This window comes from Alteromonas australica (assembly GCF_000730385.1).
In the GTDB taxonomy this organism is placed as follows: Bacteria; Pseudomonadota; Gammaproteobacteria; order Enterobacterales; family Alteromonadaceae; genus Alteromonas; species Alteromonas australica.
In genome coordinates this window covers 3327885-3340552 of the sequence record NZ_CP008849.1, presented here as the reverse complement: position 1 = coordinate 3340552, position 12668 = coordinate 3327885, and the positions used below count along the sequence as shown (strand labels likewise).

At 46.0% G+C, this 12668-nt stretch carries 8 protein-coding genes; all 8 read right to left on the bottom strand.

Annotated features, from left to right (window positions below; all coding sequences use genetic code 11):
• Positions 1–79: 79 nt before the first annotated feature.
• Positions 80–973 (bottom strand): sugar phosphate isomerase/epimerase family protein, encoded by an 894-nt coding sequence (locus EP13_RS14655; RefSeq protein WP_052364434.1) that lies wholly within the window; start codon positions 971–973, stop codon positions 80–82.
• On the bottom strand, positions 970–2544 hold the full coding sequence (locus EP13_RS14650) for a rhamnogalacturonan acetylesterase (RefSeq protein ID WP_052364433.1): 1575 nt from the start codon (positions 2542–2544) through the stop codon (positions 970–972). Before EP13_RS14650 ends, EP13_RS14655 begins: the two co-directional genes overlap by 4 nt.
• A 522-nt stretch (positions 2545–3066) precedes the next feature.
• Complete coding sequence (locus EP13_RS14645; protein WP_044057936.1) at positions 3067–4008, bottom strand: cobalamin biosynthesis protein CobD/CbiB; 942 nt, start codon at positions 4006–4008, stop codon at positions 3067–3069.
• 3 nt (positions 4009–4011) lie between these two features.
• Complete coding sequence (locus EP13_RS14640) at positions 4012–4710, bottom strand: 5'-methylthioadenosine/adenosylhomocysteine nucleosidase (protein ID WP_044057935.1); 699 nt, start codon at positions 4708–4710, stop codon at positions 4012–4014.
• Positions 4711–4871: 161 nt separating this feature from the next.
• A complete protein-coding gene (locus tag EP13_RS14635; protein ID WP_044057934.1) occupies positions 4872–5459 on the bottom strand; it encodes a DUF2726 domain-containing protein in 588 nt (195 codons plus the stop codon).
• Between the two features lie 141 nt (positions 5460–5600).
• Positions 5601–5942, bottom strand: a complete 342-nt coding sequence (locus tag EP13_RS14630; RefSeq protein ID WP_156026763.1) for a hypothetical protein — start codon at positions 5940–5942, stop codon at positions 5601–5603.
• 379 nt (positions 5943–6321) lie between these two features.
• Complete coding sequence (locus EP13_RS14625) at positions 6322–7737, bottom strand: FAD-dependent oxidoreductase (protein ID WP_044057933.1); 1416 nt, start codon at positions 7735–7737, stop codon at positions 6322–6324.
• Between the two features lie 15 nt (positions 7738–7752).
• A complete protein-coding gene (gene gltB / locus EP13_RS14620; protein WP_044057932.1) occupies positions 7753–12219 on the bottom strand; it encodes a glutamate synthase large subunit in 4467 nt (1488 codons plus the stop codon).
• Between the last annotated feature and the right edge of the window lie 449 nt (positions 12220–12668).

The following is a 12668-nucleotide window of genomic DNA, read 5'->3' as shown; positions in this document are numbered from 1 at the left end:
ATCTATCGCGCTTTCGAACGCCGTGTAATTGGTTATGACCGCCTTCTTTCTATTTCATGTTATCCTGTGGCGTATTCACCTAGGTAGCACGTGATCCCGAATCAGTTATGTCACCCGTGCACTCGGTGTTCAGTGCCGCATGGGAAACATACGCTAATACTGCCTGGATACTTTTTTCATCGGTATTTTCTAATATCACGTGAATGTGTGGTTTTTTTTGCTTGAGTACATTGAGCAAGTAAGCATGATCCATATCGCCAGTCCCTGATGCTAAGTCCACCGATTTACGATGTTCTTTTTTAACAAAGTCCTTACAGTGGATTGCCACAATGGCATTACCGAATGCACTGAAGGCGTCATCGATAAGTTGAGGTTGATCAATATTGCTCTTATTGGGATAGAAATTTACAGGGTCATAAATAACTTTCAGATTTGGGGAGTTCACCGCATTTAATAGTGCTGTCATGCGAGGATAATTGTTTATAACGTGCTGATGGGCTACGCCTTCAATTCCCACAAATACGCCGTGACGTTCAGCTACTTTTGTAAGGCGCTTTATACTCACCACTAACTCATCAAAGGCTGCCTGTGACGCATTATCTGGGTGATACGTACAATCAGCATTGCGAGACCCAGTTTCCGTACCCACAATAGCGCAGCCAAAGTCTCTGGCAAATATTAGGTGTTCTTCGAAGCGCTGCAAGGCGAGTTCCCGTTCTACAGGATCTGGGTGAATGGGGTTTATGTAGCATCCAAGTACTGCAATAGTAATGTTATATTGAGCAAACGCGTCGCGAACGTAATTGCCAAAACCTGGACTGATTTGTCCCGGTTCGGCTCGTATAAAAGGAAATGACTTAGTGAGTGCTAGTTGCACGCATTTAATTGGATATTGCGCAATGCGGTGTGCTATCTCTGCTACCTCGCCTTGCCCAAAATCATGGGCACGAACACCTATGTTATTGACTCTCATTTTGACTCCATAGGGAATTTTTCCCGCACTGCAAGCCCTAACATAGGCGCGAGATGCTGCGCTACAATCCTAGCTGTTTCAATTGCACCTTCCTTACTGGTATGGGTATGTGGATCAGCAAACATAGCGTTGACGTTTTCTATACCTAATTCTTCGTATCGCGTCGCGACTAGCGAATGTAAATCAATAAACGTGCTCTGGCTTTGGCGCGCAACGTGAGCGGCCCATTGAGGGTAGCTATGGGTCGCTCTGGCGATAAGGCGAGGGTCTTCTTGCCAGACTTTGCGAGGTACAGGAGAGCATATAATCGGTGTCACGCCGCGAGCACGGGCTTCGCCAATCATGGTGCGCAAGTAAGCACCATAGGAGTATACGGTTTCACGTTGGCCTGTGAGCCTGTTATCTATGGTCTTTTGCTCAGGACCAATTCCTTTAATTGATCCCCGAGCGCGGCTTTTGTCATTTAATTCTCCTGCGTCATTATGGCCAAATTGTATTAATACAATATCTCCGGGTTTCATCATATTAAGAGCGCGCTGCCAATGTCCTTGCGTAATAAAGGTGCGGCTAGACAAGCCGCCCACCGCTCGATTAACGATATTGACAGAAGGGTTAGCCAGCCAGCCCTCCACGAAATCCCCCCAACCCCATTGTTCATTGCGGCCATCGCCTCTGCCATTACGCACGGTGGAATCCCCCACCATAAATACACTTCGGCGGTTCTTGTTGCTAACAACTGGCAATCGGACAAATGTCCAATCGTACGCGGCAACGGCGTTGCCTTTGTCTGAGTAAAGCGATTTATCTAGGGCGGGGCGCATGCCTTTAAGTGCTGCAACGACTAAGCGGGCATGCAAGTCTGCCCCTTCGTTATGAAAGTGAGTGTGATCTTTCGGGTACAATTTGGCCGTTTCTCTCTTCCCTATTTTTTCTAATTCATCTGCCGCTGCGTTGGTTAAGTCGATAAAAGGGGTATCTAGTTCCCACGCTAATTGATACAGCCAAAAATTGTATTCTCCCGATCCACGTTCAATTCGATGTGCTTGCCATAAATTACGAACGGTTAGCGATGCGAGAATAGGGATAGCTTGTTTGGCTTTGACTTCAGCGACCATCTGGCGAATGTAGTGGCCGTAGGTAAACACGCGCTCTTGTTTTCCGGTGAGTTGATTGACAATATCTACATAGGTATCACCTATACCAGGTAGCGTACCTCTTGCTCTTCGGTCATCGTTAATAGGGCTGCCATCATTATGGCCAAACTGAATAATAACCACATCGCCTGCGCTGACATCATTTATAAGCGCCTGCCATAAGCCCTCGCTGATGAAAGTACGGGAACTGCGTCCACCTCGAGCTCGGTTGTCAACCTTCACCTCGCTACTGTCAAAGTAATCTATGAACGGTGCTCCCCATCCCTGATGATCAGCATTAATATAGCTTGCTGCAGTAGAATCTCCTGCAATAAATAGCGTTGCTGGGGTGAGGGGGCTAACTTCTTCGCCCATCGTTGAAGTACTCAAGAGCAATATTGGCAAAAATAAAGCCTTAATAAACGTTGAAGTTCTCATCGGGTTTTCCTTTATTAGGTTTTTATCGCAGTTCCAGGTGGCGATTCAGCTAGTTTTAAGCGCGCGGTGACTGCTTCCACATGACGTTTACCCGCTAGGCGCTGTAAGCAGGCATTGCTCTCTCTATGTCATGTAAAGCTTTAATTAATGTGATGTGAAAACTTTAACATTCAAGCAAAAGCACTCAAATAATGTCACGGTTATAATCTGTATATATCAACCGTTTGTTCCATATTTGGAATAAATCTTTATTGATTGCGGGAGTGAAGTGATGTTGGTCAGCAATAGGTGTATTTTGCGAGCGCTTTTAGGCTGCGTTAGCTCTTGAATTTCGGCGCTTTTCCATCATTAAATATCTGAATTCTTACCCTTCTACTTGAACGGAATTGAGCGTATTTACCCTCGCTATGAAAATGGGGCGTAGGGCTGATTGAAATTGATAATTACTAGAGATGGTAACCCTTTTTTGACGGTATGAGGACAAGGATAATAAAGTCCTCTATGGGGTAACCAACGCTGTGTCTAAAGCGTCTTTGATAACAATAAAAGTGATGATATAGAAACCACGACCCACATAGCACTTAAGATAGTTCGTTTTGCTCTTATCATATCTGAATATTTCACTAACTCTGCGCTTCCTACTCGGGGATAGCGGAACGTTTTGTTGTGATAAATAGCTGGCCCGCCAAGTTGTATATTATTGACCGCCCCAAACAGGGCTAATAGCCTAGACGTCTTGTCGCCAACGGGGCAATGTTTTACGGCCTGTAGGCCTTTCACGGGATGGGAAACAGTGAGCGTAACCAGTGCTCCACACAGTGCTGGTGGTAATACTAACCACTGCATCAATGTTCGAATCGGCTTGGCAAAATGTTTCATTGCTGGGTGTCGATAATGCCATTGCCACGAGGTGAGCAAGAGCAATCGATAGGTAAGCGCAGCCACGGGACCGGCAAGAACAAAGTAAAAAATCACGCCGCAGTATAAGTATAAAAACTTTAGCCAGAGACTCTCTATGGCTGCTTTAGCCACGCCCACATCGCTTAAGCGCGCGCAATCCCGTGCCACAATGGTGGATAATATTTCACGGGTTAACACTTTCTTGTTTTTCCCTACCACGGTAAGCACTTTGCCAAATTGTTTTCGTTGGTAACCGAAGTCGAGCACAGTCATCATGATAACCACCTCGAAAAATACCGGGTATTCAGCCATGTATACCAACATGCCTAAGCAGACAATGAGCGGGCCCAACAACACTACCGCCGCAAGAGAACCGGAAATATAGTGCTGCTTTGGGGGGTACTCTTTGCCGGGTAAGACCCTCGCGCCCATTTGTTTAACCAAATAGCGCATAAGCGTAAGTGGATGACTACTTAGCGGCCATCGCCATAATGCATCTACCAATACGGCCAACCAAAGCACCAGTATGCTTTGGTAGGCAGAATCAGTTAACAGGGCATCCATCAGTTAGGCAAGTGCTTTAACCATGGCCATCACCAACTTTGCGGAGTTTTTCGCCGCTGTTTCTAGGTATTCTTTAAAGGATACTGATGAGGTTTTTCCAGCGATATCTGAAAGAGAGCGAATGACTAAAAATGGCACGTCGAGCATGTAACATGTTTGACCTATCGCTGCGCCTTCCATTTCGACGGCTTTCATCGCTGGAAACTTAGTTCTCAGCGCCGCCACGGCTTCGTCACTGCCGATAAAGGCATCACCGGTACAAATAAGGCCACTAGTCACCTGAATACCTGATATATCATTGGCAGCATGTTGTGCGGCTTCAATGAGTTTAGGATCGCTTTTATAGTCTTCGGGCATGCCGGCACATTGGCCCAATGAGTAGCCAAAGTGAGTGAGATCGACGTCATGGTGAATGAGGTTTTCTCCAATGACCAAATCGCCAATATTGAGTTGCGTATCGAAACCGCCAGCAGAACCGGTATTAACAATAGCATCCGGCGAGAATTGCTCGATAAGCACGGTAGTGGCAAGTGCTGATGCAACTTTACCTATACCACATTTTACGAGGATAACGTCCACCCCGTGTAACATGCCTTGATAAAAGGTTAGATGCTTCCATTGCACTTCTTTTACTTCTGACAGCGACGCTTTCAGTAGCGCCACTTCTTCATCCATTGCACCTAAAATGCCAATTTTGTTCATAACTTTACCAATAACCAAATAATAATGATGCGTATAACTGCACGTGAATGCGCTAATTGTATAAGGAAAGCGACCTAACTGGTAGGAAAAAGCCTTTGTCGCCGTAACAAGCGAGAGCAACAAAGGCTAGGGGGAAACTAAGGGATACTAAAGTGTGTAAATTACGCAGCGGCAGCGCGACTCGAACGAATTGGACGGGTTGGGCGTTTCGTCGGCTCTGGATTGTGTGTGGGTACTTGCGAAAGCTTTTGTTGCACACGGCGATAAGGAATTAGTTTGTTTTCTAGACACTCTCGAATGTCATCCACACTGTAGCCAGATTTTACTTTAATTCTTGCGTGGGGCACACCAGCGGCATCAAGTGCGCCAGAGACAAACCAGTCACGCTGAGTTTTATAACCCTCTTTACCTTGGTTATGTACCAAGTCGATGGCCAGTATTGGGCTCATGTCGTGCTTGTCGACTAAAACAAAGTCGAGTTGTCGAGATGATGCGCGGGACAGCGCTTGGCTCGCCGTTTTCTTATTCGTCGATTGGCGTACAGAAACAATGTCGCTGAGTTTAACGCGACACACAATTCTGAATTCTCGTCCCATGGCTTGTTCAATTAAGTTTAAGAATGAGTGCTCAACGGGAGTAAAAAGTTGAGGCTTTCGTCTAAAAGGGAAGGCAACGCCGCCATCAGACAGTTTAATAGCGCCCAATGCCACAACAATAAGTAACATCATTAAAATAATTGCCAGTTCCATCGTAATCCTCGCATATCAACGTGTAATGTGCGTCATAAAAATGACGCTTTTTTTGACACCTTTGGGGTTCGAGAAAGAATTTGCAAAGGCGGTGCCACATTGAACGAGGAGAGAGATGTTGAAGTGTTAACCGCAGCTAGGCTAGGGCTGTTGGATGATGAGCACATCAACTTGAGTGCCCAAACTGTCTGGCGATACCACAATACGAACCGAATCATCTGCAGCGGTAAGCATGGTGCGATGGTTAACAGGGGGGGTTACAACCCATTGCGGGTAGGTATTTTGATAGAAGGTAATTACCTGTTCTGGGGAGCGTTTTGTGAAATAGACTAAGCTAGCGGGTAAGCTATCGTCGAATTGCTGACACTGACGGGCATCGGTCATTAGCGAGACGTCAAAAAAGGAAGTAGGGCAAGACTGAGTAACAGGTACATTGAATGAACCGTTTGTGGTCATAGTATCGGCTAGAGCGTGGCTCGCCACTACTAGCCTGCTAAGTAAAACTAGATTGATGCTTTTACGTAAACCGCTCGTCATTATGCTTGTTAACCAATAATCGATTCTTTGAATCGATAATAGTGGGCTCGCTACACAAGCGCAAAAGATAAATGGGGGCACTAGGTATGTTCATAACATAATGGGTATGAGGTTAAGCGATTTGTGAACGGGGTTTTCATCCCCCATCACGCCTCTTTGAAATACTCACACTGGGCATTGAATGGCTTATCAAATACCAAAGGAATTTTGACAGCGACTTTTATGGATGATGAGAATGTTCTATTGTTTATACCCACAAAAAAGCTCGCCGGAGCGAGCTTTTATATAGGCTAATTACAACGAGCCATGTGGACCAATAACGCGGTTAAACGCCAATGTAATCCAAAATACCTTCAGCGGCTTTACGGCCTTCATCAATCGCCGTCACCACTAAATCACTGCCTCGTACCATATCGCCACCAGCAAAAATTTGCGGGTTAGACGTTTGGTAAGCAAACTTGCCAGCAGACGGCGCGCGAACACGGCCTTTTTCGTCTAGCATAATGCCAAACTCTGCAAACCAAGGGGCAGGGCTCGGTTGGAAACCGAATGCAATGATCACAGCGTCAGCTTCAAGCACATGTTCTGAGCCTTCAACTTCTACAGGGCGTCGACGACCGTTAATATCCGGTGGCCCCATTTCCGTTTTCACTAACTTAACGCCGCACGCTTTTCCGTTTTCATCAACCGCAATATCCAAAGGCTGTAAGTTAAACATAAACTCCACGCCTTCTTCTTTTGCATTCACCACCTCTTTACGTGAGCCGGGCATACTTTCTTCGTCACGACGGTAGGCACAGATAACTTTATCGGCACCTTGACGAATAGATGTACGTACACAGTCCATGGTGGTATCACCACCGCCGAGTACAACAACTCGCTTGCCTTTCATATCGATATAATCAGCTTCGTCTTTCTCTAAGCCCATAACACGATTCGTGTTAGCAATAAGAAAAGGTAGCGCGTCGAATACACCTTCAACATGTTCATTGTCGAAACCACCTTGCATAGATTTATAGGTACCCATGCCAAGGAAAACGGCGTCGTAATCGTCAAGGAGTGATTGGAATTCAACATCTTTACCAATCTCAGTATTGAGAACAAACTCGACACCCATTTCAGTAAAGATTTGACGACGTAGTTTGATAACGTCTTTTTCTAGCTTAAACGACGGAATACCAAAAGTGAGCAACCCACCAATTTCTTCGTATTTGTCGTAAACCACCGGTTTTACACCGTTGCGAACAAGTATGTCTGCACACGCAAGACCTGCTGGTCCTGCGCCTACAATAGCCACTTTCTTGTCGGTCCACACCACATCAGACATATCTGGGCGCCAGCCCATTTTAAAGGCGGTATCGGTAATGTATTTTTCAATACTCCCAATGGTGACCGCACCAAAGTCGTCGTTCAATGTGCAAGCACCTTCGCATAGCCTGTCTTGTGGACATACGCGTCCACACACTTCAGGCAAGCTATTGGTCTTATGCGACAATTCCGCCGCTTCTATAATACGTCCTTCATTGGCGAGACTTAGCCATTGAGGAATGTAATTGTGAACGGGGCATTTCCACTCACAATAAGGGTTACCGCAATCTAAACAGCGGTCAGCTTGACCCTCTGTTTGAGGTTGGCTTAGCGGCTGGTAAATTTCAGCGAACTCTTGTTTACGCACCATTATCGGCTTTTTAGGCGGATCGATACGTTCAACATCGACAAACTGGTAAACATTCTTTGCCATAAACTTTATCTCCTCCTATTGCGCCTGAATGCGCAATTCCGCGCTAGAACGACTGATGTGGCCAAGTAGATTTTTCACATCACTGGTTTTTGGCTTAATAAGCTTAAAGCGTTTAAGCGTAGCGGCGAAATCGGTTAGCAACGACAATGAGTGATCGCTACCGGTTTCTTCATAATGCTGGTTGATTAGGCCACGTAGGTGCTCAACCAAAATGGCTTTGTCTTCGACTGGCATGACATCAACCAATTCGGCATTCACACGATTATCAAGGTCGTCATTGTCATCCATCAGATAAGCAAATCCACCTGTCATACCCGCACCAAAGTTGACGCCTACAGGGCCTAGTACAGCAACAATACCACCGGTCATGTATTCACAACCGTTATCACCAATACCTTCAACCACGGCAATAGCACCAGAGTTACGAACCCCAAAACGTTCACCTGCACGACCAGCAGCAAATAATTTCCCGCCAGTAGCGCCGTACAAGCAGGTGTTACCCATGCTTGAACTTTCATGTGCGTTGTACTCAACACCTCTAGGCGGATTAATCACAAGCTTACCGCCTGTCATACCTTTACCCACGTAGTCATTGGCATCGCCAATAAGGTGCATATGAAGACCGCCAGCGTTCCAAACGCCGAAGCTTTGCCCCACTGTACCGGTCAATTCAACCTTAATCGGGGTGTCTTCAAAGTCGTGATTACCGTGATGTTTCGCAATTTCACCAGACAGCAATGCACCCACAGAGCGGTCTGTATTGCGAACCGCATACTTAAGGTTTATCGACTTGCTGTTCACCACGGCATCTTGCGCATCTTTTAGCATTTGCGCGTTTAACTCGCCTTTATCAACGGGCGCGTTAGTGGTTTGCGAACAGAACAAGCGTGTATGTTCACCCGCTTTTGGCTGGGCTAACAGGGGAGACAAATCCAGTCGATTCTGTTTAGCCGTAATGCCATCAATAACTTTCAGAAGTTCGGTACGACCAACAAGGTCGTCGAATTTCTTCACGCCCATGGCAGCCATGATTTCACGTACTTCTTGGGCAATAAATTTAAAGTAATTCATGACCATCTCAGGTAGACCAATGAAGTGATCGTCCCGAAGTTTTTGATCTTGCGTTGCTACACCAGTCGCACAGTTATTGAGATGACAAATACGTAGGTACTTACAACCCAGTGCCACCATCGGCCCAGTACCAAAACCGAAGCTCTCAGCACCTAAAATACCGGCTTTTACTACGTCTAAACCTGTTTTCAAGCCACCGTCAGTTTGTACTCGCACCTTATGGCGTAAGCCATTTTCGATGAGCGCTTGTTGCGTTTCTGACAGGCCAAGTTCAAATGGGCTACCGGCATACTTCACAGAAGTAAGTGGGCTTGCACCCGTACCGCCATCATATCCAGATACCGTAATTAAATCGGCATAGGCTTTGGCTACACCGGTGGCAATCGTACCTACACCCGGTTCAGAAACCAGTTTCACAGAGATAAGCGCGGTGGGGTTAACCTGCTTAAGGTCGAAAATCAACTGAGCCAAATCTTCGATAGAGTAAATATCGTGATGTGGCGGTGGTGAAATGAGGGTCACGCCAGGCACAGAAAATCTAAGTTGTGCAATGTACTTGTTAACCTTATCACCAGGCAGCTGACCACCTTCACCCGGTTTTGCACCCTGCGCCACTTTAATTTGAATAACGTTGGCATTAACCAAGTAATGCGGCGTTACACCAAAGCGACCAGACGCCACCTGTTTAATTTTTGAGTTTTTCTCAGTACCGAAACGAGATGGGTGTTCGCCACCTTCACCAGAGTTAGATTGACCGCCCAAGCGGTTCATCGCAATGGCTAAGGCTTCATGCGCTTCAGGGCTTAATGCCCCAATAGACATGGCTGCGGTATCGAAGCGAGGGAATAAATTCTCAGGCGCTTCAACTTCACTAACATCAATCGCATCGCAATCTGGGTTTAACGCAAGCAAATCGCGGATATGCGCAGGAGAGCGTTCATTCACTAACTTCGCATATTGCTGGTAATCGCTATATTCACCAGAAACCACGGCCTTTTGTAGCGTGCTTACCACGTCTGGGTTGTAAGCATGGTACTCACCGCCGTGTACATATTTAAGCAGACCACCGTGACCCACTGATTTACGTTTAAGCCAGGCTACGCGGTTAAGGTTGATAATATCCTGGTGAAAATCGTCGAACCCTGCACCTTGAATACGTGACGTAACACCTTTAAAGCACAGCTCCATCACTTCATTATTTACGCCGACGGCTTCAAATAACTTTGAGCTACGGTAACTGGCAACAGTGCTGATACCCATTTTCGACATGATTTTATACAAGCCTTTATTGATACCTTTGCGGTAATTCAATGTGGCTTGCATTGGTGAGATATCTAATTCACCTTTTTCGCATAGTTGCTCAATGGTTTCATAAGCTAAGAACGGATATACCGCTGTTGCACCTAAACCAATAAGTACAGCAAAATGGTGTGGATCGCGGGCACTGGCGGTTTCAACCACGACGTTGGCGTCACAACGTAGCGATTTCTCTACTAAGCGTCGCTGAACGGCACCTACTGCCATCGCTGCCGGGATCACTAAACGATTTTGTTTAATATTACGGTCTGAAAGAATAACAAACGCCGCGCGCTTGTTCTTAACCAGCATTTCAACTTCATTACAAATACGCTCTATGGCTTTTTTCAACCCTTCTTGCGGCGCGTATTGCAGTTCGATGACTTCAGAGTAGTAATTCTCTGGATTGAATTCTCGAAGCTGTTTAAGGTCGGTATATAACAATATTGGTGACTCAAACAATACGCGGTCAGCGTAGCCTGAGGTTTCACTGAATACGTTTTGTTCTCTGCCAATACAAGTAGCCAACGACATGACGTGATTTTCACGCAGCGGGTCGATAGGCGGGTTAGTCACCTGAGCAAACTGTTGACGGAAATAGTCGTAAACCGTTCGCTGTTTGGAGGACATTACCGCCATAGGTGTGTCATCACCCATAGAGCCGACGGCTTCTTGACCATCTTTCGCCAACACTTTTATCACTTGCTGAATTTCTTCATAGCTGTAGTTATACAGCTTGTGATAAACCGACATGGTGTCGTCATTGAACATACGCTTGCCAATTTGTGACGCGTCTAGCTGTTCAATGGGCGTAAGGTGACGAATATGCTTGTCTAACCACTCTTTATAGGGGTGGCGCGCTTTTAAGTCTTCATCAATTTCCGTTGAGCGCCAAATTTTGCCGGTGTAAGTATCTACCGCTAGCATTTCACCTGGCCCCACGCGACCTTTTTCAATCACATCAGACTGCTCATAATCCCAGATGCCAATTTCAGAGGCGAGGGTAATAAAGCCATTTTTAGTGATAACGTAGCGCGCAGGACGTAAACCGTTTCGGTCGAGGTTACACGCTACATGGCGGCCGTTAGTTAAAACGATACCGGCAGGGCCATCCCAGGGTTCCATGTGCATAGAGTTAAACTCATAAAATGCACGTAGGTCGTCGTCCATGGTTTTGTTGTTTTGATACGCTGGTGGCACCAATAAGCGCATGGCACGGAATAAGTCCATACCGCCCGCAAGGAACAATTCCAACATGTTATCTAATGAAGACGAGTCAGAGCCTTCTGTATTAACGAAGGGAGCTGCGTCTTTAAGATCGGGAATAAGCGGCGTTGAAAACTTAGCGGCACGGGCCATTGCCCAATCTCGGTTACCCTTAATGGTGTTTATCTCACCATTGTGAGCAAGAAAACGGAAGGGTTGCGCGAGTGGCCAACGGGGCAGTGTATTCGTTGAGAAACGTTGATGGAAAACACATATCGCGCTTTTCATACGTTCATCAGCTAAGTCGTGATAAAAGGCGGGTAAGTCTTTCGGCATTACCAAGCCTTTATAAATAGTCACCAACCCTGATAAACAGGCAACGTAAAAGTCGGGGTCAGTTTCTAGGCGTTTCTCAACACGGCGACGCACCATATATAGGCGGCGCTCTAAATCACGCTTGCGCCAACCCGCAGGGGCATTCACAAACACTTGTTCAATTTGAGGAACGCCGGTCGCGGCCAATTCACCCAGAACAGAATGATCAACAGGCACTTCGCGCCAGCCGACTACACTCAGGGTTTCTTTTTCTAGTTCTTCATTTAATACTTCGCGTGATGTTTGCGCGAGTACTGGGTCCTGACTTAAGAAAATCATGCCCACGCCGTACTTTTTGCTGAGTTTCCAGCCATTTTCGTCGGCGATTGCATGGAAGAACGCATCCGGTTTTTGTAGCAACAAGCCACAGCCATCACCGGTTTTTCCATCGGCGGCAATACCGCCTCTGTGCTGCATACGGTCTAAGCCGTGGATAGCAGTGGTAACCAATTCGTGACTGGCTTCTCCATGAGTATGGGCGATTAAGCCGAACCCACAGTTATCCCGGGAATCGTTGGGATTATATAAACTCATCTCTTAACTCCTTCAACCTTTGACTGGGTAAGGTATGCGTTGCGTGTAGATGCGCCTAGGTTTTGCGTATCACAACATTGTTCAGACGTCTTTTAGCAGCCGGCAGTATTACCCGCTTAACGCGCCTTTCTTGTCGTTATTTATTATTAGAGGATTCCAGTCGAATTCCGCATTTTTATGCATTATTGCTGTGCGGGCCGTACAAAATACCCACATTGAAAACTAAAATCAAACGTAAAAATGAATGTCCTTTTAAAGATTTGATATAAATAATTATAAAATTAACTAATACAGTAACTTATAAACATTAAATTCGATTTGTAATAAAAATGTTATCAGTAACAATCGTAGATAAAAATTCGTTATCGTAATGATAATTACTCGCATTTGGCTGGGTGTGATGAATAAAAATTCATTTAATTTCGAGTTTTATGTATCTCAAGGCGGTG

Bases quoted from the DNA above. Each gene is read 5' to 3' on its own strand.
- EP13_RS14655 (WP_052364434.1), bottom strand. From the start codon at position 973: ATGAGAGTCAATAACATAGGTGTTCGTGCCCATGATTTTGGGCAAGGC.
- EP13_RS14650 (WP_052364433.1), bottom strand. From the start codon at position 2,544: ATGAGAACTTCAACGTTTATTAAGGCTTTATTTTTGCCAATATTGCTC.
- EP13_RS14645 (WP_044057936.1), bottom strand. From the start codon at position 4,008: ATGGATGCCCTGTTAACTGATTCTGCCTACCAAAGCATACTGGTGCTT.
- EP13_RS14640 (WP_044057935.1), bottom strand. From the start codon at position 4,710: ATGAACAAAATTGGCATTTTAGGTGCAATGGATGAAGAAGTGGCGCTA.
- EP13_RS14635 (WP_044057934.1), bottom strand. From the start codon at position 5,459: ATGGAACTGGCAATTATTTTAATGATGTTACTTATTGTTGTGGCATTG.
- EP13_RS14625 (WP_044057933.1), bottom strand. From the start codon at position 7,737: ATGGCAAAGAATGTTTACCAGTTTGTCGATGTTGAACGTATCGATCCG.
- gltB (WP_044057932.1), bottom strand. From the start codon at position 12,219: ATGAGTTTATATAATCCCAACGATTCCCGGGATAACTGTGGGTTCGGC.